Source organism: Flavobacterium aquidurense (assembly GCF_002217195.1).
Classification (GTDB): domain Bacteria; phylum Bacteroidota; class Bacteroidia; order Flavobacteriales; family Flavobacteriaceae; genus Flavobacterium; species Flavobacterium frigidimaris.
Genome location: NZ_MUGR01000001.1, coordinates 241,189 through 263,789 on the forward strand (window position 1 = coordinate 241,189; position 22,601 = coordinate 263,789).

At 35.0% G+C, this 22,601-nt stretch carries 22 protein-coding genes; 5 read left to right on the forward strand and 17 right to left on the reverse strand.

Annotation, left to right across the window (positions count from 1 at the left end; translation table 11 throughout):
• Positions 1-10: 10 nt before the first annotated feature.
• The 14 genes from B0A67_RS01015 to B0A67_RS01085 all read right to left on the reverse strand — a co-directional run bounded on the left by B0A67_RS01015 (position 11) and on the right by B0A67_RS01085 (position 14,249).
• The gene (locus B0A67_RS01015) at positions 11-754 is read right to left on the reverse strand and encodes a glycosyltransferase family 2 protein (RefSeq protein ID WP_072953708.1); all 744 of its coding nucleotides are present in this window, start codon (positions 752-754) and stop codon (positions 11-13) included.
• Positions 755-850: 96 nt separating this feature from the next.
• On the reverse strand, positions 851-1,816 hold the full coding sequence (locus B0A67_RS01020; RefSeq protein ID WP_072953710.1) for an NAD-dependent epimerase/dehydratase family protein: 966 nt from the start codon (positions 1,814-1,816) through the stop codon (positions 851-853).
• 10 nt (positions 1,817-1,826) lie between these two features.
• Positions 1,827-2,372 (reverse strand): WcaF family extracellular polysaccharide biosynthesis acetyltransferase, encoded by a 546-nt coding sequence (locus tag B0A67_RS01025; RefSeq protein WP_072953712.1) that lies wholly within the window; start codon positions 2,370-2,372, stop codon positions 1,827-1,829.
• Positions 2,373-3,545 carry a glycosyltransferase gene (locus B0A67_RS01030; protein ID WP_072953714.1) on the reverse strand — a complete coding sequence of 391 codons (1,173 nt, stop codon included), beginning with the start codon at positions 3,543-3,545 and terminating at the stop codon, positions 2,373-2,375.
• 58 nt (positions 3,546-3,603) lie between these two features.
• Positions 3,604-4,776 carry a glycosyltransferase gene (locus tag B0A67_RS01035; RefSeq protein WP_072953716.1) on the reverse strand — a complete coding sequence of 391 codons (1,173 nt, stop codon included), beginning with the start codon at positions 4,774-4,776 and terminating at the stop codon, positions 3,604-3,606.
• Positions 4,777-4,816: 40 nt separating this feature from the next.
• Positions 4,817-6,400 (reverse strand): hypothetical protein, encoded by a 1,584-nt coding sequence (locus B0A67_RS01040; RefSeq protein ID WP_123887313.1) that lies wholly within the window; start codon positions 6,398-6,400, stop codon positions 4,817-4,819.
• Complete coding sequence (locus B0A67_RS01045) at positions 6,393-7,433, reverse strand: CgeB family protein (RefSeq protein ID WP_072953720.1); 1,041 nt, start codon at positions 7,431-7,433, stop codon at positions 6,393-6,395. The genes B0A67_RS01040 and B0A67_RS01045 overlap by 8 nt, the downstream gene beginning before the upstream one ends.
• A 72-nt stretch (positions 7,434-7,505) precedes the next feature.
• Positions 7,506-8,426 (reverse strand): polysaccharide pyruvyl transferase family protein, encoded by a 921-nt coding sequence (locus tag B0A67_RS01050; RefSeq protein ID WP_072953722.1) that lies wholly within the window; start codon positions 8,424-8,426, stop codon positions 7,506-7,508.
• A 34-nt stretch (positions 8,427-8,460) separates the two neighbouring features.
• On the reverse strand, positions 8,461-9,828 hold the full coding sequence (locus B0A67_RS01055) for a lipopolysaccharide biosynthesis protein (protein ID WP_123887315.1): 1,368 nt from the start codon (positions 9,826-9,828) through the stop codon (positions 8,461-8,463).
• 332 nt (positions 9,829-10,160) lie between these two features.
• On the reverse strand, positions 10,161-10,520 hold the full coding sequence (locus tag B0A67_RS01065; protein ID WP_072953729.1) for a hypothetical protein: 360 nt from the start codon (positions 10,518-10,520) through the stop codon (positions 10,161-10,163).
• Positions 10,521-10,650: 130 nt separating this feature from the next.
• Entirely contained in the window at positions 10,651-11,607 is a 957-nt protein-coding gene (locus tag B0A67_RS01070; protein ID WP_072953731.1) for a GDP-L-fucose synthase family protein, read from the reverse strand.
• Between the two features lie 2 nt (positions 11,608-11,609).
• Complete coding sequence (gmd, locus tag B0A67_RS01075) at positions 11,610-12,725, reverse strand: GDP-mannose 4,6-dehydratase (RefSeq protein ID WP_072953733.1); 1,116 nt, start codon at positions 12,723-12,725, stop codon at positions 11,610-11,612.
• Between the two features lie 94 nt (positions 12,726-12,819).
• Positions 12,820-13,824 (reverse strand): mannose-1-phosphate guanylyltransferase, encoded by a 1,005-nt coding sequence (locus tag B0A67_RS01080; RefSeq protein WP_072953745.1) that lies wholly within the window; start codon positions 13,822-13,824, stop codon positions 12,820-12,822.
• Positions 13,821-14,249 carry an adenylyltransferase/cytidyltransferase family protein gene (locus tag B0A67_RS01085; protein ID WP_072953748.1) on the reverse strand — a complete coding sequence of 143 codons (429 nt, stop codon included), beginning with the start codon at positions 14,247-14,249 and terminating at the stop codon, positions 13,821-13,823. The genes B0A67_RS01080 and B0A67_RS01085 overlap by 4 nt, the downstream gene beginning before the upstream one ends.
• 526 nt (positions 14,250-14,775) lie before the next feature.
• Between B0A67_RS01085 and B0A67_RS01090 the strand changes: the two genes are divergently transcribed.
• The 3 genes from B0A67_RS01090 (at position 14,776) to B0A67_RS01100 (ending at position 17,388) form a co-directional block, all read left to right on the forward strand.
• Positions 14,776-16,173: a UDP-glucose 6-dehydrogenase gene (locus tag B0A67_RS01090; protein ID WP_072953750.1), complete on the forward strand. Its 1,398-nt coding sequence runs from the start codon at positions 14,776-14,778 to the stop codon at positions 16,171-16,173.
• Positions 16,174-16,370: 197 nt separating this feature from the next.
• Complete coding sequence (locus B0A67_RS01095) at positions 16,371-16,868, forward strand: UpxY family transcription antiterminator (protein ID WP_072953752.1); 498 nt, start codon at positions 16,371-16,373, stop codon at positions 16,866-16,868.
• A gap of 4 nt (positions 16,869-16,872) precedes the next feature.
• The gene (locus tag B0A67_RS01100) at positions 16,873-17,388 is read left to right on the forward strand and encodes a cupin domain-containing protein (protein ID WP_072953754.1); all 516 of its coding nucleotides are present in this window, start codon (positions 16,873-16,875) and stop codon (positions 17,386-17,388) included.
• Between the two features lie 105 nt (positions 17,389-17,493).
• Here B0A67_RS01100 and B0A67_RS01105 read toward each other — a convergent pair whose 3' ends face one another.
• A complete protein-coding gene (locus B0A67_RS01105; protein ID WP_072953757.1) occupies positions 17,494-18,543 on the reverse strand; it encodes a helix-turn-helix domain-containing protein in 1,050 nt (349 codons plus the stop codon).
• A gap of 597 nt (positions 18,544-19,140) precedes the next feature.
• Between B0A67_RS01105 and B0A67_RS01110 the strand changes: the two genes are divergently transcribed.
• Positions 19,141-19,380 carry a helix-turn-helix domain-containing protein gene (locus tag B0A67_RS01110; protein WP_207557288.1) on the forward strand — a complete coding sequence of 80 codons (240 nt, stop codon included), beginning with the start codon at positions 19,141-19,143 and terminating at the stop codon, positions 19,378-19,380.
• A 271-nt stretch (positions 19,381-19,651) separates the two neighbouring features.
• Here B0A67_RS01110 and B0A67_RS24865 read toward each other — a convergent pair whose 3' ends face one another.
• A complete protein-coding gene (locus B0A67_RS24865) occupies positions 19,652-20,311 on the reverse strand; it encodes a helix-turn-helix domain-containing protein (RefSeq protein ID WP_207557289.1) in 660 nt (219 codons plus the stop codon).
• Between the two features lie 887 nt (positions 20,312-21,198).
• On the opposite strand from B0A67_RS24865, the gene B0A67_RS01120 reads away from it, so the two are divergent.
• Positions 21,199-21,399, forward strand: a complete 201-nt coding sequence (locus B0A67_RS01120) for a helix-turn-helix domain-containing protein (protein ID WP_072953763.1) — start codon at positions 21,199-21,201, stop codon at positions 21,397-21,399.
• 272 nt (positions 21,400-21,671) lie between these two features.
• On the opposite strand, the gene B0A67_RS01125 is transcribed toward B0A67_RS01120, so the two are convergent.
• On the reverse strand, positions 21,672-22,526 hold the full coding sequence (locus tag B0A67_RS01125) for an AraC family transcriptional regulator (RefSeq protein WP_072953765.1): 855 nt from the start codon (positions 22,524-22,526) through the stop codon (positions 21,672-21,674).
• Positions 22,527-22,601 lie beyond the last annotated feature (75 nt).

Sequence of the window (22,601 nt, forward strand, 5' to 3'; positions counted from 1 at the left end):
TACTCAAAAATTAGTTGATATATTGTTTCAGCGCTAGTAGTTTTTTCAGAAAAACAGCCCTGAAGGCTGATAAACCATGATATTTATAGATACGGTAATCTTCATACAATACTTCAAAAGCTCTTTTATAAGAAGTACTCAATCCGCCCATTCTCATTTTTACCACATAACTGCTGAGGTAGACTAATTTTATTTTATTGACAAATAAGTAGCGAAGCAGAAATTCAGTATCAGAAGCAATTTTAAAATTCAAATCATACACTCCTAATTTTTCAATCACCTGTTTTCTAAAATAAACCGTGGGATGCAAAGGCAGCCAGCCTGTTTTTAATTTTTCGAAAACATACTCTCCCCCTATTCTGTTGCGGACTATTTTTTCTTCGGCATCGTTTGTAACGTATATCCCGTCGCCATAAACGCCCTCAGTCTGAGTGTTACGGTCAAAAGCAGTTACGATTTTACTGACCACGGCGGCATCATAAAACTCGTCATCTGAGTGCATCAGACCAATAATATCTCCTGTCGCCATTTTCAAACCTTTGTTGATCGCGTCATACATACCTTTATCCGGTTCTGAAATGTATTGGGTAATTTTATCCGCATAAGCCTGAATAATACCTTTTGTACCGTCAGTCGAATTTCCGTCGATCACAATGTATTCGATATTGGCATAGTTCTGATTCAAAACACTTTCTATACATTGGGCAATAGTATTTTTTCTATTGTAGCAAATCGTGATTATAGAAACTTTCATAAATTATAGTATTGTTGCAAATTATTGGCGTGGTGTTATATAAACACGGATAGTGAATGAGCTTATAAATTGGAAATAGGAATGAAACAGAAACCTTTATATACTGCGATTCTCTACCATCCAGTTTACTGTTACTTTAGTGCCCTCTATTCTGGATACAGGTAGTTGAGGAGCCAGCTTTCTGATCTCAGATAAGTCGAAAAAATTATCTGTAGTCATGTTTTTTAATCGGAAACTGGTCATTGGAAATTTAATTCGGACTAACTTCAGGCAATCACCCAAAAAAGCGGTCAGAACAAAAATGCCATAAGGAATATTGTGGATTTTTATGCTTTTTGTTCCGGCAATTTCATCTGCCCAGGAGGTAATATTATAAGGCTCATAATCCCCTAAATAAAATATTTTCTGATCTGCCTGCACTTTATCTGACGCAATAATGGATTGTATCTGGTAAATAAAATTATCGATATAGCCGTACGTTTTTTTACAGGCCTTACTACCCATGTGAAAGTATTTTCCGGAAAGTACTATTTTGAAAAAAAGGTTGTAGGGTTCATCAAAATAAGGTCCCCAAATAGAAGTTGGTCTTACAATAGTCCAGGTATATTTAGGATTATGCTCTGTTATGACTTTTTCAGTTAACACTTTACTTTCCCCGTAAACGGTATGCGGTGCAAAATCAGTAAAATCCTGCGGTACATAACCCGGTCGGCAAACATACATAGACGAAGCAAAAATGACTCTTTTTAGATTTTTTAACTGATCCAGAACAAACAGTAAGTTTTTTACCCCGCCAATATTAGCATCATACTCTTCTAATGTTTTTCCGTTCAGGTCTGTTCTGGCTCCTAAATGAATTACATACGCCGGATCGAATGAAAGTATTACGCTTTCTAATTCCTGCCTGTTGCATAAATTTACCTTTCTAAAAATAGTAGTATGCTCCTTCGATTTAGGTTCCTTAATATCGATACTCACGACCTGATGATTATCTTTAAGCAATTTACTGATCAAATTGGTACCAATAAATCCTGATCCTCCGGTGATTAAAAATTTTGCCATTTTTATAATTTTAAATTCTGTCTTTTATTGCAATAGCAGGCGTTCCTACACATATTTTACCAGCAGGCATACTCTTTAGTACTGAACTTCTGGCTGCGATTATCGAGCCTTTGCCTATGGTGACGCCCGGTGCAACATAAACATCATTGGTGAGCCAGCATTGATCTTCAATAACTACCGGTTCTGAAAAAATATCAAAAGAAACTTTATCGTATTCGTGTCCTCCCGTGTTGATGTAGACTTTATGTGCCAGGGCAACATGACTGCCTATTGTGATTTTGCCAAGGCTGTACAAAACATTGTCCTCGCCGATCCAGCTATAATCTCCTATTTCTATATTCCAGGGATAAGTAACTTTTACGGTAGCCCTTAATAATACTCCTTTGCCAATTTTAGCCCCAAACAACCGAAGAAGAAACCTGCGCCATCCATAAAAAAACTGGGGAGACAATGCGAAAAGTGTTCCTTGTACGATCCACCATAATTGTACTGTAATTTTAGATTTTCCGCGAAAGGTTTTGGGAACGGAAAATTGTTTTAAATCCTGATAGATCATTTAAATAAGTGATTTTAAAACTTTGTTTAATTTTTCGGCAGCGCTTTTTACATCAAAATGTTTTTGATAAAGTAAAAATGCATTTTTGCCCATTTCTTCTTGTTCTGTTTTACTCAGTGCTTCCCATTTTTTCAGAACTCCAAGAACACCATTAAAGGTATCTGCACTGACCAATCCTCCTCCTCCTTCTTCTATCTCCCTGTAAATATTGACCTTATCCGTAATTAATACCGCTTTTTCGCAAGCCAGTGCTTCGACAATCGCAATACCAAAATTCTCCTGATGACTTGGCAATAAATACGCCTGGCAATTGTAGAAAGCGCCCCATTTTTCATCGCCCTCGAGCATTCCTGAAAAATGGATTTTTGAATTTTCAGCTGCCATTTTGATCATTTCCTGTCCGTAGGCAGATTCATTTGGTCCGGCAATTACTAATTCCGGAAGAGCGGGATTGTTTACAGACAATTGGCTGTAGGCCTGAATCAATAAATCGACTCCTTTTTTTTCGTGAATCCTGCTTAAAAAAAGCCAGTATTCCTTGTGCAATAATTCCGGACATTTTTTATAAAAAGCAGTATCAAATTCCGGCTTTCTTACTGGTGGCGGCTGAATTCCGTAACTTACATTGATTGCCTTTTTAGGACTATAGCCTTCAAAAGTGGTTGCAGCAAGCTGCAATTCTTCCTGACAGGTATAAAAAATAGCATCTGCCTGATTGATACATTTTTTTTCGATAAAAAACCAAACCAACTCGTTTCGCAATGCCTTCCATTTTCTGTCAGCTGCGGTCTGAAAATAAGGATCCAGCATTCCGTGTGGCATAATAACCACTTTGGGCGCTTTTTTACCAGACTTTTTCAAAGCATTAACTGCCTTGTAAACTACTAAATTATAATGCTGCCAAAGTCCGTGAACCATTACAAGATCATAATTCAGAGCGTTTTTTATCAGCCAGTTGTACAATAAAGGCTGGTATTGATAAGAGGTTTTCCCTTTTCCTATTTTATGAATAATAAAATCATCTTTTGTGGTATACTCTTCCGCTGCATTATCCAAACATACTACTTCGACCTCTGTACCTAATTGCTTAATAAAAGGATTTACATTGCGTATTCCCTGACAAGGCCCTCCACTTTTTGGATTCATGGAGGTGATAACTCTGAGTACTTTCATTTCTTGTTTATGGTTGTTTGTTTTAAAATCAGTGCTAAAACAGCTGTATGCTTGAGATCTAAAAGCGCTCTAACTTTAGTACTAACTGATATTCCTCTTCTAATTGATTCAGAAAAAGTTCGGTATCAAATTTTTTAATAGCTTCTAATCCTGTTGCAACGCATTCCTGTCTTTCTGCTTCAGAAAGATGTATGATTCTGGTAATTTGTCGGGCTGATTCAGAGCTCCATTTTTCAACTAATACCCACTCAAAAGGGCGTCTTTCTATTAGGAAAAAATCAGCAAAACCAAGAATCTCTGTCATTGGAGCTCTATTGGTCGTGATTACGGGACAGCCACATGCCATTGCTTCTGCTATTGGCCAGCCAAATCCCTCATCGAGCGATGGAAACAATAAACACGTTGCGCCGGAATAAGCGGCATTAATATACTGGTCCTCAAGACCTATAACAAAGTGGATATCTTTTTTGTATTCTGCTTTTTCATACACCACTTTTAGTTGGTCTGCCGGTTGTGCGCCTACCAATAAAAGGGGTAAAACCACGTCTGATGAAGCTCTCCAGGCATCATAAATTTCAATTACTCCTTTTCTGTTTTTATAAAACTGATTGCCGCCCACATGCAGAATATAACCTGCTGACAGATCGATGTTCAAAAGATTGTCGAGCGAATTACGCGCAGAATGTGCGTCTAAAACCTTAAATTCCCTGTTCAGACCATTATAACAAACCGCGGAGGATGTTATGTCCCCTTCGTGCAATTCATGCAGGTCTTCCTGAGTTTTTTTTGAAATCGATATAAAATGCTTTCCTTTCGAAAATCCTCTCCTGATAAAATTCTGATAGATTTTTCCGGTTTCACGCGTAGGATTCTCCGGAATCTTTCCTAAAGCTGAATTCAGGGCTAGAAAATCATGACAATGAATGACATGCGGCTTCGTTTTTACTAACGGTACCCACGGACCTAACGCCTGATCTGCAAAAACAAAAATCGTATCGTCAGAACAACGTCTGAGTTTTGATTTTACTTTTAGAGGAAAAACAAAATACTGATCGATATAGCCTAACCATTTCTTAATGGGCGAAAAAGGCAACTTATGAAAGAACGGTTCCGGTTTCCAGATCAGCACTTCGTAGCCCTTTTGCTGCATACCGTCGGCCAGCATTTTTGCATACCTGGGCATACTTTGTGATCCTACAAAAACTGGATGGGTAAATAAAACTATTTTCATGATTTTTTTCTGTCCGAATTATTTCAAAAACGTTGATTGTTTAAAATGATCTTCTCTTTTTCTTTGGCAGCTGTACCAGTTTAATAATAAAAACCAGCAGCCAAAAAATAAAACATTGCTGCCAAAACCCTCTTAAGATGTAAGCCAGCGGAACGATAGCACCAATAGAGTTCCGGAAAATGCCCAGAAAACCAAATATGTTTATTAGCCCAAGTGTCGAAAATAATATTGCGCCATTTTTGAATACTACCAAACTGTCCATTAATGTAAAAGAGAGAAATAATAATACAAACACGATTGGGAAACACCAATAACCAAATGTCGCCAAACCATCTCCTACCAGACTTGTCACCCGGAATCCGCCTAATGCCGAAGGGGTATGTGTACCCGTAAAATAAAGTTTATCACCGGGGGAATACTCTAACTCTTCTTTGTCTATAGTAATTCCGAGCAGGGATAAAAACGGAAGTGGATAAACGGCCAAAGTCTTTTCATAAAAACTTTTTTGCATTTTTTTATTACCATAGCCAATTTTATCCGCATAATATAAAGTTTGATCTACGACCCTCGCGTTACCATATCTGTTAATCATAAAATTATTCAGATACGTTTCGTCCCAGCCTCTGCTGTAGCTAAATACATTATCCTGCACTTCTATTGAGGTGTTTCTAAGCTTATCCATCAGCTTCTCGTTTTGCATGGTTTCGATGGTATTATCGAGAAGTTCACTCCGGCTCACGTCATTACGAATTTTTCTGTTGGCAAGCATTGCTAAAGAAATATCAGACAGAAATCCTAATCCAAAAAAGACAAAAAAGATGATAGCTCCAATTTTCCACGGGGCAAGAAGACTAAAAATAGAAATATTATCTTTTATGAGATACAGTATAAACAACAGAAGAACCGTAAAAATGGGATAAATCATCTGCTGACGGCTGTTTGCGGCAAAACTCAGCACAAACGTAAACGAAGCATAAATGATGACAAGATTACTGCGAAGCTTGTTGTAAGGCAGTCCTGATAATGTGGGAAAAAACATAATGATAGGGGCATATTGCAGGTACAACAGTCCTTCTAAAAACTTACTTCCCGCGTCTCCGTATTGTACTTCGTTTACCACTGCCAGACTTTTTATTCTGGCCAATAAGCCTACTAATCCCAAAATCCATAACGTGGATGGTTCTGTTTCGAAAAAATTCAGCTTGTATAAGGTACGCTGTATAATATTATTGCCTCTTCTTTTTCTGTAAACTACTGCGTAAAATGCCAATGAAGCTACAATGAAAATCAGGGTCTGAAAAAAAAAGGTTTCATACGGATTTTGAAAACCGTATGTTATGGGTTTTGATTCTAGTAATGTTGCAGGTAATGGAATAAAACTCGCCAGAAAAAGGGATGAAAATGCTAAAAAAGAAAACGGATGTTCCAGTATTATTCTCTTTTTAAAAAAAAGATTACGAAAGATCAGCCAGACGATTACTGTCATCACACAACCGGCAAAATTATGCCAGGAAGGAAAGAAAAATATTTCGCCAATTACCGAAAGTAATACTATTATATCAATGTACTTAATCACTGATTGCAAAGAAGTCCCTTTCCTTCGTATTTGTATATTTTCAGTCATTATTCAGTACAATTTTCAGCATTCTTTTTATTGATTCTTCATTAGAATATCCGGAAGTTTTACAGCGTTCTATTCCGCCTTCGACGATGCGTCTGCGTTCTTCTTCGTTGTTGAGATAGTAGCGGCATTTTTCTAAAAGTTCCTCATCGTTAGCAAAGAAAACGGCTTCCTTGTTTTCAGTAAACAATTCTAAATGTTCTGTTGTTCTTTCTGCCAGCATAAAACCGCCGCAGGCAGGAATTTCCATTGTTCGGGAAGTTTGGGTATCCGAATTCATTTTTCTTAAGAAACACAGGGATATTTTGAATGCCTGCAATGCTTTAGAATAATCTTCAGAATAAACTCCGGGTGCTATTTCAAGGTTTTCACTTTTATAGTCATTCCATTTTTTATCGCCAAAAACCTTCACTTTTATTCCATTTTTGGCCAGATACAAAATACTGTCACAGCGTTCCTTTTCCCAGGCACCAATAAATCCCACATCCCCGCCTAATTGCTGCATTTCATCTTCGCTAAGAATTCTGGGATAATGAAAAGTCTGCTCGTAATGCTTGTTCGTAAATTCTATTTTTCGGGCGCCAAGACGTCGCATGTCTTCCAGGATATATGATTTTGTTGTAAAGTGTATGTCATAAAGCGGAATACAATCGAGATAATTTTGACTCTGATTGTGCCGTAAAGCCATATTATCCGGCGAATAACTCACAATTTTTGTATTGGGAGAAAGTTTCTTTATATGATTCAGGGTTTTACTGTTTACCGTGATTCCTTTGTCTATCCAGACAATATCGTAAGGAGATTCGATAGCTTTATTTATAAACTTTTTTATTGTTTTGTTGGCTAATGAATTATCAGGCAATTGGATCGGCAAACCGTATTGAAACAAACGATTAGCAATTCGATACCAGATCGAAAAAGGTTTCTTGCGGGTATTCACCACATGAACTTCATCTGAAACCTTTTTTAATGCCCAATGACGGTGCAGACATGTATTAGACAAGCCTGACATGGTTCCTATAGATAATATCTTCACTTTATTATATATTTATAAGTACTGTTTTTTTTGATAAAAAACGGACTATGAAAGTTTTAGAATGCAGGTTCTTTAGTTTCTAATTGACTTATTTTCTTCTATTAAAGATTTTATGTCCTGAACAAATTCATCCGTCAGAGACAGACTTTCTTTTAGTGCATCGGGATAAATAACAGCCTGCGCAATATCTGCTGCCAAATCTCCTGAAAACAAGACTGGTTTGTATTTATAAAAATCATACTTCTCAGATCTTGGTGCAAATAGTATACATTTCTTTTTCATTAAAATGCTCCAGTACACGGCATGGTAACTATTGGTTAAAACCACTTCAGAGCTTCCGATAAATTCAATCATTTCCTTTAATGAAGCACTGTTTGTAATTTTATCAAATTCATGAATTTCCTGCGGAAGATGGTGCGGAACATCTTTATGTGCCACGACTCCAATATATCTCTTGACTGGATACTCCTGTTGTAATTCCGGTAAAGCACAGGTAGCGCAAGGCACATAACGAAAATCATTGTATTTGAAATCGCGAACTGCAACCAAATTAAAAGCTTTGAAATCGACTTTTCTATTGATTTTCTGCTTTGCATTAGAATTGAATCCTGCGGACCATACTACTGCTTTCCCGGCTTTTTTTGCCGCTTTATTGATATTATAGTTCCATTCGGGCATGGCGTTAAGCAATCCTCCGCCGCCTACCAGTATGACATCATTCTTTTTAATCAATGAAAAATCGACTTTATTTACATCGTGAACAATACACTTATAATGGTCAAATTCCGAAAGGAAATACTGATAATAACCACAAACTTTATCTCCGGTGTTATTGGTAATATATCGGTGTATAAAATGAATTGTTGGAGTTGTGGTCGCGTAATTGTCGTTTAATACTTTTGTGGTATATTTTTTTCCGGATCTCCAAATTTGAAACACGGTAAATAAATCGTACTTATTTACTAAAAGCCTGTAGGTATTTTTGATTGACATTGTTTTGGTATTTTATTGGCCTCTTTTCGAGCAATTAGTTCGCTGTAAAAGTTGCTTTACTTTTTTTTAAAATAAATTTTACCTGATCCCATAATCCCGCATACATTTCTTTAAAGCTGATGTTAAGAAACTTATTGTTATTCCTTACTGTGTATACAAAAAGGGCAAATTCTGTCAGTACTAGTGCCAAAGGAATCAGGTTCATATTGGGTTCTATTTTTAGAAACACATAACACAATGCTACTCCGGCAACCTGAGAGATTAAAAATACTATCGTAAAGCGAACGTGGGTGTTGGTAGAAAGCGGAATGACACTTGACAATCCTGAAAGGCAGGAAATCAGCAGTACAAACAACATTCCGATAAAGAAAACTTCATTGAAGACGATCGCATGTTTTGTCCACTCCAGATAGATTGTTTTTCCTGTAAACAAGAGTATAACAATACAAAACACAGTAGTCACAAATGTGATTACAAGTGATTTATTGTAAATGTTCAATATCGTTTTATAATCTTTTCTGCCGTAAGCTGCACAAATTTCAGGATTGATCGAAGTCGATAACATATTCATCATCTGACGCAGAAAATTAACGAGTGTTCTTGTTGTGGTAAAAACGACTAAAAAAGCTCCGCCCAGAAGTACATTTACAACAAATACCATCCCCTGACTCGAAACAGCCTGTCCTAACGGAAAAAACATAAAGGCTAGCGACGGTTTCATAATCGATTTAAAAACTGCACCATCAAAATTGCGCAGGTAAAGCCCTGAAGCAAATGTTTTTCGGGAACTCAAATGCTTGAACAAGATTCCCGCTAAAGACGGAATCAGGTATATCGTAAGCATTAAAATGATATCCATTTTGAAAAAGATCCCGCAAAAAAGTACAATCAGCTCTGCCATACGTATCAGGTTATCTGCTACAATAACCACATGAGTTCTTGATGTAGCCCTAAAAATACCGTGATACACTCTGCCGTACATCATAGCAAAAACTTCGCACAAGAGTAAAACAAAGGCAACAGAAGTTTCGTTTTCAGTAAAATGCTGTACTCCAAGCATTCCCTTGAAACCCCAAAGTGAGAAGATCAAACCGGAAATTAAAATAAACACACCAAATACCGCTAAGACAAATAAGAACGCATTGGTTTGCAATTTCAGACACGTCTCATAATCCTTTTGATTGTACTTAATAACAAATTCATTATTACTTGCCCGGTTGAGCCCCATATCCGTCATCGCAAAAAACGAGGAAAGCGCCGTAATCAATATCCAGTCCGCATATTTATCGATTCCCCAGTACATGATAAATAAGGGAACCATGGCGATCTGGTTCATAAAAGTAACCCCCATTCCAAATATACTTGCCGCGAAATTTTTTACTATTGACTCATATACTGACATAATTGTACATATTTTTAAGGTTTTAATGAGAGGATTTGCTAAAATATATTGTTCCTGTCCTGCCGAAAAAGAACAAAAAAGAAGACCCAAAGAATACGGCTGTACTTACTTATTACCGTAAGTACTTCAGCTGCAAGCATTAACACGGTTTATAATTGTACCCCAAAACAATTAAAAGAAAATTAGATATACTATTAAGAAGATTTATCTTTGTGTTAACGGCATGTCAGATACCGTAATCATTGGGTCTTTAGTTGGTTATTTATATGTTTTTGATTCGATTCTGCTATTATATTTAAACGTAATACGGGCGTATTTTTTCTGTACAGTGATCAATTAACTAAATTAAATGTTTCATCAAAATACACCCGTAAATCATTTCTGTACCCTCTTTTTGTTTCGAGGCAATCCAATACCCCAATATTTTTTATATTTCCAAACTTATTCACGAATTTAGGGCAGTGATTGCAAATTAATAACTGGATTCCGTGCGTATATAATCTTAACAAATCGATTAAATCATCTTCTGAATAAAACACAAAAACGATCAGAGAAAGCTCTTTATTTATTTCATTTCCATAGATAATTGCTTTTTTATTGCCCGTGATAAATTTGATGTCTTTGAACTCATATTTTAAAAATCTCGAAAAATAATGAAAGTCATCAAAAACCAATACTTTACTTTGATCCATACTTTTTAATTTTAAAAATTAATGTTTCATAAAAAAATATTTGAAACTATTATTACTGCTTCAATCGCTTTTCTTAAGATGAAAAATAAAAATTCAGCATTCTTTACATTCAAACTTTTTTGAAATCAGATTAGAAAGAAACTTTTTTTACATTTTCTACATTGGCCAGAAACCAGTTGTAGGTTTCCTCGATTCCTTCTTCTAAACCTACCTGATGTTTCCATCCCAATTGGTTCATTTTAGAACTGTCCATTAATTTTCGTGGTGTTCCGTCCGGTTTTGTTGCATCCCAGATAATTTCTCCACGATGTCCCACAATCTGCTGTATCGTCCAGGCAAGTTGCTGAACACTTAAGTCCTCTCCTGTTCCCACATTATAGAGATAATCCGGAAGTTGATTTTCTAAAGCAAAAACAACAGCCTGCGCCATATCATCTACAAAAAGAAACTCTCTCAGCGGTGTTCCTGTTCCCCAAAGTGTTACGGGTGAATGATCGTTTTCTTTGGCCTCATGAAATTTGCGTATCATCGCAGGTAAAACATGTGAACTTGTAAGATCAAAATTGTCGTGGATTCCGTATAAATTAGTAGGCATCAGACTCACGTAATCTTTTCCAAATTGTTTACGGATTGCTTCACAGGCTTTAATTCCTGAAATCTTAGCCAGTGCATACCATTCATTCGTTGGTTCCAAAGAGTCTGTCAGCAGGTATTCTTCTAACAAAGGCTGCGGGGCCAGTTTAGGATAAATACAAGAACTTCCTAAAAAGATAAATTTCTCTATTCCTGCGTGCAAAGCAGTATCAATAAGGTTATTCTGGATCTGCATATTCTCCATAATAAATTGATACGGATAATCTTTGTTCGCCAGAATCCCTCCTACTTTTGCTGCCGCATCAATAATGGCATCCGGTTTTTCTTTGGCGATAAAGGCTCTCACCGCTTCCTGATTGCGCAGGTCTAATTCCTGACTTGACTGACCTATCAGATTCGAATATCCTTTCTTTTCTAATGCTCTCCAAACTGCTGAACCTACCATACCGCGATGTCCGGCAATATATATTTTTGCTGTTGTATCTAAACCCATTTTTATTCGTAATAGTTCATTGTTTGATATCCTGCTTCTTCCAGATGATGGTCTTTTTTCATCAGTTTCACGTCTGATTCCATCATGTCAGTTACTAAATCCTGTAAATCATATTCCGGAATCCAGCCTAATTTAGTGTTGGCTTTGGTGGCATCACCAATTAGTAATTCGACTTCTGTTGGACGGAAGTAACGTGGATTTACAGCCAAAACTTCTTTTCCGATCTCGATTTGATATTCCGGATTACGACAAACGGCCACATAAGCCTTTTCGTCTACACCAGTGCCTGTGAACTCTAATTCTACTCCAACGTGCGCAAAACTCATTCTGACAAATTCACGTACCGGGGTTGTAGTACCGGTTGCAATAACCCAATCTTCCGCTTCATCAGCCTGAAGAATCATCCACATCATACGCACATAATCCTTAGCATGTCCCCAATCTCTTTGTGCATCAAGATTTCCCAAATAAAATTTGTCCTGCAATCCTAAGGCAATTCTGGAAACCGCACGGGTGATTTTTCTGGTTACAAACGTTTCTCCACGAATAGGCGATTCATGATTGAATAAGATTCCGTTGCAGGCGTACATTCCGTAAGCTTCTCTGTAGTTCACCGTGATCCAGTAAGCATACATTTTTGCAACTGCATATGGAGAACGGGGATAAAAAGGTGTTGTTTCTGACTGCGGAACTTCTTGTACTTTTCCGTATAACTCAGAAGTAGAAGCCTGATAAATACGGGTTTTCTTTTCTAATCCTAACAAACGAACGGCATCTAAAACACGAAGTGTTCCTAAACCATCTGCGTTTCCTGTATATTCCGGTATCTCAAAAGAAACCTGAACGTGGCTCATCGCTGCCAGGTTATAAATCTCGTCGGGCTGAATCTGCTGAATCAAACGAATTAAATTCGTGCTGTCGGTCATGTCGCCATAATGCAGTATAAAACGCTGATTATTGACATGTGGATCCTGATAAAGGTGATCGATACGATCTGTATTGAATAATGAACTTCTTCGTTTTACGCCATGAACGATGTAGCCTTTCTTTAATAAAAACTCACTTAAATAAGCGCCATCCTGACCAGTTACCCCTGTTATTAGTGCTACTTTAGCCATAATTATTTATCTTTTATTTTATTTTGATTTTTATTTTTCATCTTATATAGAGATGAACCCTGCCTTTTTTTAATTCCGATTTAGAAACTCATTCCTAAATCAGACAAGAACCTGATGATTCGAGTTGCTGATACACGTCTTTGACTTCTTGCGAATACTTTTTTTGCAGTACCAAAAGAGCATCAGGAGTATGAACCAACAGACAATTTTCAAGGCCTACAAAAGCTGTATGCACATCAGAACCGATTACAATATTTCCGTTGAGATCTGCTGAGTGTCCGTTTTGCATCAGATAATCGTATACTGCTTCAAAAGATCCCAGATCAGACCATTCGAAATGAGTAGCGACTACTTTTATATTTTTGCTTCGTTCCATTACAGCATAGTCTACGCTGATAGAAGGGATTTGAAGAGACAATTCATAATTGAGCAACCCATCGACATTGTCCTGCCAAACCAATTGGGCATTCTTATAAAGTTCCGGTTCCTGTACTTTAAGTTCTTCTAAAAAGAAACCTGCTTTGAAACAAAACAAACCGCTATTCCATAAAAACCTTCCGCTTTCGGTAAAAGAAATTGCTTTTTCTAAATCCGGTTTTTCATGAAATGCCAATACCGTATCTTCATCAAATTCGATATATCCGTAGCCCGTCTCCGGTCTTACGGGCTGTATGCCAAAAGTGACTAAAAAATTATTTTTAGCTAAATCGATTGCCTTCTCCAAAGCTGCTTTATATTGTACTTCTCCTTCTATAATATGATCAGAAGGTGTTACAATCAATATATCATCCGGATGTGCATTAAATGCGGCAAAAGCAATTGCCGCTGCAGTATTTCGTGGTGTGGCTTCGATAATATGCGTAAAAGGAACCGCTAGTTTTTTCATGACCTTTTCCGTCAAATGGCTATTGTCTCTATTGCCCACTACTACTACATCATCGGCCACCGCTGCATTTCGTTCCAGAGTCAGCTCAAATAAAGATTTACCCTCAAATAAATCCAGATATTGTTTGGGCTGACTTTTACGGGACAAAGGCCAAAGCCTGCTTCCTACTCCTCCCGTTAGTACAACATGTATTATTTTATTGGCTGAACTCATATTTTCTCATTTAATAATTCAATCTGAAAAACCTCCCTGCGCAAATTAGAGCTCGAAAAACGATGGTCTCTCGTATTGAAATAAAGCTCGATTCCCTTTTCTTCGCAATAGTTTCTTCCTGTAAAATCTCTGTCCTTATATTCATCACCCACAATACGCACGTCAATCTGAAAAGCTTTTAAGATATCTTCTAAATCCTGTTCTGTGGTATAAGGCACAATTTCATCAACAAACCTGCAAGCCTTCAATTGAATATAACGTTCTACGACTGTCTGCGTGGGTTTGTTTTTGGTAGGTCTGTCAATAGTTGGATCCGTTTGTAAACCAACAATCAAATAATCACAATGTAATTTCGCTTCTTCAAGCATTTTCACATGACCTGCATGCAATAAATCAAAAGCACTAAAGGTTATTCCTGTTTTCATAATAACTAAATATTGGTTTTTGCTTATATAAATGAGTGCAATAAATAATCGGGTTTAGAGAGGATATTTTTACAAATATTTCAAAATTGAACAAGGGTTCCCCGTGAATAGTTACATTTTACTATCCCTTAAAAAATAAAATTTATTGTTTTTATGACTTGTTATGTTCAAAAAAATTGGAAAGCGGCTACAAAAAAACGACTGTCAACAGGGCAAAAGTAAGACGAACTCAGAAAAATCGAAACTGAATTTAGTGGTTAAAAAGTCTTAATAAGGAATAATTACAATTGAAAAGAACACCTGAAGAAATAAAACAGAATTAATTTCACTTACCTATATATTAAGCCTATTTGAAACAAAAACAAACGGTTTCAGAGTGTTGCAGCGAGTAAAACAAAATCTTACAAAATACTAGTATTCAACTAATTACAAACAAACACACCGCTTTACCAGTACTATATGTTTTAAGAAAAGTCACTATCAATAAATATCAATTTAACATTCAAAGAAGAACAGATAAAATATTATGAAAACTAAAATTACCAAAATTTGCTGTATCGGTGCCGGTTATGTTGGTGGACCAACCATGGCCGTAATCGCTAAAAAATGTCCACACATACAAGTAACCGTTGTTGATTTAAATACAGAACGTATTGCTGCATGGAATGATGAAAATGTGGCCAACATTCCAATTTACGAACCAGGGCTTAGTGCAATAGTTGAAGAAGCCAGAGGAAGAAATTTATTTTTCTCTACTGATGTTGAAAAAGCAATCGAAGAAGCTCAGATTATTTTTATCTCTGTAAATACACCAACGAAAACCTACGGAAAGGGAAAAGGAAAAGCGGCCGACTTAAAATACATTGAACTTTGCGCGAGACAAATCGCTAAAATTTCAAAAGATGATAAAATTGTCGTAGAGAAATCAACCTTACCGGTACGAACTGCTGAGGCTATCAAAAGTATTCTGGACAATACCGGAAATGGTGTGCAATTTCAGATCTTATCTAATCCTGAATTCCTGGCAGAAGGAACGGCCGTTACTGATTTATTACATCCGGACCGTATCTTAATTGGTGGCGAATCGACTCCTGAAGGACAAGAAGCAATACAGGCTTTGGTGGATGTTTACAGCAATTGGGTTCCGGAAGAAAAAATCCTTACTACTAATGTCTGGTCTTCAGAATTGTCTAAGTTAACGGCTAATGCGTTTCTGGCACAGCGAATTTCTTCGATAAATGCCTTATCTGAACTTTGTGAAAAAACGGGCGCTGATGTAAACGAAGTCGCAAAAGCAATTGGAATGGACAGCCGAATTGGACCTAAATTCCTAAAAGCATCAGTTGGATTTGGAGGTTCTTGTTTTCAAAAAGACATTTTAAATTTAGTCTATATCGCAAAATCATACGGACTGGATGAAGTGGCTGATTATTGGGAACAGGTAATTATTATGAATGATTATCAGAAAAAAAGATTCTCGACTAAAATAACACAAACCTTATACAATACGGTTGCTGATAAAAAAATAACCTTTTTGGGATGGGCTTTCAAAAAAGACACTAATGATACGAGAGAATCAGCCGCTATTTATGTCGCAGACGATTTGATTGCGGAACAAGCCAAAATTGCCGTTTATGATCCTAAAGTAAGTAAAGAAAAAATTCTGGCAGATTTAGATTATCTAAAAACCAGATCTCCGGAAGAAAACACAGCGAGTTTATCTTCTTATCAAAATCCTTACGAAGCGTGTCAGGAATCACATGCCATTGCAGTTCTGACAGAATGGGATGAATTTACTACTTATGACTGGCAAAAAATATACGACTCGATGCTAAAACCTGCGTTTGTATTTGATGGCAGAAATATCTTAAATAAAACAACACTGGAAACTATTGGTTTCATATATCAGGCAATTGGGTCTTAAATCGTTATAAAAAAACCGTTGGGTGTAATTGTTTTTAACATATAGAAACATAGTTTATTAGAAACTAAGACTGCGTTTCACTTATTTAAAAGCACATAGCTTGTGCTATGTGAAAGAAATTATCATTTGAATCCTACCCAACGGGTAAAAAATAGAACTAAAAAATCATCTTGTAAAATCCCTAAACACGATATAAAATGAACTGGTACGTTGTATATACTAAACCGAAATGGGAAAAAAGAGTAGCCGAACAATTGATGCAATTGGGCGTAAATTGCTATTGTCCTATTGTAAAAACAATAAAACAATATTCAGACAGAAAGAAAAAGGTCGAAGTACCGCTTTTTAATAATTATATATTTGTTCAACTGGCTGATAAAGACCGAAATTTAGTTTTTTTATCCCGCGGAGCTGTCCGTTTTTTATATTGGTTAGGAAAACATGCCATTGTAAAAGAGAAAGAAATCGATACTATAAAAGAATGGCTTACTAAAGACGCAACAATAAGTGTTGGCCAATACAGTGTAGGTGAAACTATTAAAGTTAATTCCGGGCCTTTCTTAAATCATGATGCCGTGATCAAAGAAGTAACTAATTCTCATTATGTGCTGATTTTAGAATCGCTGGGATGCGTTTTGAAAATGAAGTACAAACCTGAAGAAAAGGAAGACAAGGAACTAATCATAATTACATAAAATAATGGATTTTAATTTATCGCAGGAAACAGATAAGGAAATAGTATTTACAAAAATTGCTTCATTTCTCGAAGAGCAAAATTTTACGGCAGTACAACAGGATCAGACAAGACCGTGGGGCGGTTTTTTTGTCATTGATGAAAAACAGGCACAAGCTTTTGCAGCAAAATTTTTTCCGCATTTGCAAATGTCCGAAATTCAGATTACCAATAAACTAAGCCCGAAGATTCTGATTGTTGCCCCTAATAAACGCCTCTCCTGGCAATACCACTTTAGACGCGCTGAAATCTGGACAATACTCTCTGGTCCGGTTGGCGTAAAAACAAGTGCTACTGATGAAGAAAGAGAACTTCAGATACTTGATCAGGGTCAATTTATTCAAATGAATAAAGGAGAGCGCCACCGTTTGACAGGATTGGATTCCTGGGGAATTGTTGCTGAAATCTGGCAGCATACTGATCCTGACCATCCTTCTGACGAAGAGGACATTGTACGGCTGCAAGACGATTTTGGAAGATAGTCTGATCAGCTCTCTCAACCTAAAAAGCCATAAATCTTTATCTATTTAAGATTTATGGCTTTTTAGTTGTCATACCTTTTATTTACTTTACCAGACGAAATTGTCTCACTTTCCCTTTTTTCTTTGCTGAATAAAAACCTGAGGAGAGATTCCTGTAACTTCTTTAAAGGTGGTATAAAACGGACTATAAGAAGAAAATCCCACTTTATTTGCTAAAGATTCAATACTATTTGACTTTAGATAATCTTTTTCTATCAACTGCAGCGCGTCGTGTATTCGCACTATTTTTTTGAATTCAGTAAAACTTACTTTCGACATATACTTGAAAACAAATGTCAAATGGCTTTTTGGAATTTTAAGTTTGTTCGCAATATCATTGATAGAAGCATTTGAGTTTCGGAATATTTCATGTTTGAAAACCAGTTTTTCAATATCATGAATATAGTTACTCGTATATTCGGCGATTTTTTTCCCTAACGCTCTGTCCTGAACATTATTGATTTCTTCTGAAGCATCCAGAATCCACAAATCTGTCAAAATAAAATTAGATTTGTTATGCTGTTTTATTTTATCATGCATCACATTATAACCGTACAGTATTTCCGGGGTAAATAATATCTTAAAATACATGATGTTCAGTAATAAGGCAGGAAAGAATTTATAATTATTCAATTCTGTATTATCATTGCCTGCCGCTTTTAAATTCATCGAAATAACAACAATGAGATGAAAAACAATTAAACTGTACAGGTAAAAAATAAAAAACGACCAATGTTTTAAGATCCGGTTTTGTTTCATATTGATAAGATCCGGTTCTCTGTTCCAAATTTTCTTTTTTAAGAACGCATATGTAATTGTAGTGTAATAGATAATATAAGCTTCAAATAAAATAGAAAAAAACAATTTAATCCAAAATGCCGGTACAACTGCAATCAAAAAACGTTTTGCAGTTAAATTCAGTACTACTAAAAGTACGGGAAATATAAAATGTACAAGCTCGTTATAATTAAGTCGTTTACTGTCTTTATCAATATTAATAAAAAACAAATGCATTGCCGGTATAATTACAATTAGCAGCGGATAGAATTGATAATATCCTTTTTGGGACAAGGACAAAATATTAAAACCATCGAGACCTATGAATAAAAAATTCATCGCTAAGAGCTTAAAAGAAAGTAATAAATAAATGTTTAATAATTTATTGTACTTAAACTGCATTATTATAATTATAAAACAGATTAATCCTAGTAATCCTGAAAATAGATAAAAAAGATTTATCAGCATTTTTTAGTGTGGTTTTTTTGAATGAAATTTGTTTTTTCTTCAATGTAATAAAGTTTATTACGGTTTAAATGTAATAATTATTATCAACTGAAAAATCGATTTTTTTTTATTGAATACCGCAAAAAAAAGAATGCTTTTATCAACATTATTCTATAATTCTGGTAATCAAATATTAGTTTGTTTTTTTGTAATAAACGTACTATTTATTTATTTGAGTTTTATGAAATATACTTTGTAATTAGCAAAAAGTATAACAATTACTTTGTTTTTTTCTACATAGATCTACTTAAAATTGATTTTGTAATAAAAAACTTTTTTTTTTGTATTTGATCCTTGGTAAGTGTTAAAATGTCCTTTTTAAGGAATTAAAGTTACTGTTCCAACGAGAAAAAAAAAACGAAATATTTACTTTTGGAATTAATGTAACTAAAGTAAGTTAATTACAAGTTTTATAAGATGAATCCTGCTGTGTACAAGAATATAAAAAAAATACGAGAATTAAAGAACCTGACCCGAGACCATGTTGCCGATGAGCTAAAAATGAGTACTAGCGGTTACGGAAAAATTGAACGGGGTGAAGTTGATCTGACTGTATCCAAATTAGAAAAAATAGCCGAAGTACTAGATGTATCAATTGAGTTTATATTTAGATTTGATGTTTCGCTTTTCTTCGAAAACAAAACAAATAGAAAAAGAGATCTTCTTTAGCATATCTGCAAGTTATTTTCCCCAATCTAATAGCTAATGTGTAGTATTTTGAGCATAAAAGAAACAAATTATACGCTCTGTGGCTATCACATTAGTTTAAAACATATAAACGTTTAAAAAAAGCCCCTCACCTAATATCGAAAAAATACATTATTACCCAATAAAATGATCTTATCTCCGGGCCCGACTTTTAAGCCGGGCTTCTTTTGTTGTCTTTTAAGGGGGGATTTTATAAAAAAAGAGATACTAATATTCTGAACCTAAAGCCTTTCTATTTATTAGCTCTCAATAAGTTATGATAATCTAAAGGTGTATTGCCGGTGTGTTTTTTGAAACTTCTGTAAAATGGATCATAAGAAGCAAATCCTACTTCTTTGCTTAAATAATTAAGTGTGTTGGTTTGCAGATAATTATTTTTTATCAGGATAGTGGCATAGTGTATTTTTATTATTTTTTTGAATTCTATAAAAGTAACTTTCGAATGGTACTTGAAGATGTAATTTAAATGGCTTTTTGGAATTTTTAGTTCATTTGATAAATGTTCTATTTTTATATCCGATCGAAAAAAAAGATCATTATTAAGAATAAGAAATTCAATCTGACTGATATATTCTGATAAGCTGATATCAATTTTCCCTTTTAGAATCTGGTCCTGGAGGTTATGCGGAACATTTGTAGTAGAAAGAATCCAAATCGAATTGAATTTTAAAGGAGTATCCCCGTCTTCGTTGATTTTACTTTTCAGATGTGTATATCCGTAGAATATCTCAGGGCAGCAGACTATTTTGCAACACATTATTAAGAGTATTGCGCAACTTACCGGCTGGTATATCGAATCTGTTTCTTTCAGATCCTTGAACCAATACAGTATCAGTGGCGCAAAAGCTATTATGATGATTTCGAGATAAACAAATTTTGTCCATTTCGACATCAGTGTACTTCTAAACTGATTGTGATTATCCCGTTTTTTACCCCATATATTTCGATATACAATCACAGAACACAGATAAATATAAGTCACTACAAATGCGCTGAAAAAGTAGTATATTGTATTACCAAAACAAAAATGAGATGTTTTGTTCCCAAGACAGTTTTTGAACAGAACCACCAGAAAATATAGTACCGGAAAGATACTGTGCAATACAATGCTACTGGCTGCTACCCTGCTTTTCTTATTAGACAAGCTCTTAAAATAGAGATAAATTATTGGCAATATTAATACTGAAATACTCGACTCAAAATAAAAATTAGTAAGTATCGCCTTTTTGAAAAAAAGAAGATTTAATCCCATTCCCAATTGAGTGAAAGAGATCACCATCATAAATAATATAAAATAAATATTTATGGCTTGGTTGGATTTATAATTTTTTAATATAATCGATGAAACTGTTGTTCCAAATATTCCAGCAATAAATAAAAGAAGAATCAGATGGATTTCCACAAAAAAATGTAATTAGATGATGGTGTAAATTTAAAAAATATATATTTAAACGTAAATCGATACGCCGTTAATATTTTGATAATATAATGACTTTTGAATGTTATTATTTTTTGAAAAGCAATCAAATAAAATACTGTAAATCAATTATTTGTTTTTCGCTATCATAAACTTTTTTTTTATAACTTTAAAAACTGATTTTTATCCTTTTAATTAACAATTTTCAATTTTGACAAACACGTTAAAAATTTGAAATTTTTAATTTAAAACAAAGTACTTTACAGGAGTACTTTTTGGTAATATTTTTAATAAATAGATTTGCTCTAAGTTGTTATAGACAATGATTTAAGTATTAATTTTTTAATTCATTTTAAGTAATTATGGTTGGTCTAAAAATTAAGGAAATTAGAGAACGAAATAAGTTAAGTAAAGAATATGTTGCTATTCAGATGGAGATGTCTTTAAGTCAATACAGTAAAATTGAAACAGAACATGTAGATTTAAAGTTATCTAAACTTGATAAATTGGTAAAAATTATTGGGGCAAAAAAAAGTGAACTTTTTGCACTGGATTACAAATAGAATCACTTGCTTTTAATTAAAATTCTTACTTCAGAATAAATAATTTTCTAAAAACCTTCAAAATAAAAGAAATAAGTACAATTGTAGTTAAGTATTGATCCGTACAGATGGTATTCGATAACTACTGCTGGCAAACTAAGCACTACTAAATTAAAAAAAAATAAGCTTTCAACTTAAAAAAACTTCCAAAATCATATGACTTTGGAGTTTTTTTTGCGCTTTATAGCGTTATTAAGCATTGTCTGTTTCAAAAAAGGCATCCAATTCACTTGTTATACTTCATTCTTTGTTTTATTATCTTTCCTGTAACGCAACGGATTCACAGCAGTATGTTTTTGAAAAAATTTATTAAAATGGCTTGGATCAGTAAAACCAAATTCCAGTGCAATTTCAGATAAGGAGCTTTCACTGTTCCTTATTCTGTTTTTAATCATTTCTATCCTCAGCGAGCTGATATAAATTCCAAGCGACATTTCCATTCCCTTTCTAAAAATACTTCTCAGACCAGATTCTGAAAGCCCAAAAGTTACACTTAAATTTTTTACACTTAGTTTTTCCGGAAAATGAATGTGTGAATGAATGTAATTTTGCAACCTCTCGATCTGTGTTACGCCGTATTGCGCCGTAGTATCATTAACATTCTTAGTGCTGCTGTCTATCAGCAACAAAAGGCTTCTCAAAAGATTCGTATGAATTTCTGTTACCTGCTGATTGTTCTCCTGCCATTCAGCAATCATGACTTCCATAATACTACTCACTTTCTTTAAAAATGGCGCATCATTATTGATTTCATCAGCAGATAAGTTCCATTTTCTGGACAAACTGGTTAACAGGTTGTCCCAATAATCAGTAGTACTTGAATTTATACCTGCTTTTAGCACACTGGGCAGGAATTTGATAACGCTAAACTGACATTCTTCTGCAATATTAAAATCATGATTGTCTTCAGGAGCCAGAAAAAATACGGTTTCTCCTGAATAGTCCGTGCTTATCTTATTGAGTTCGTGCGTACCGCTTCCTCCTGCGACAAACATCAATTCATAATGATTGTGATTGTGCAGCGGAAAAGGCCATACTGACGTGCTAAAGGACCTTATAAAGAGTGGCTCAAACTGAACTAATTTCATGGTGCAAATGTCGACAAAATATACCAATTATTTATCGGATTATACCATTTTATACATTTTCAACTTCCTAAGTTT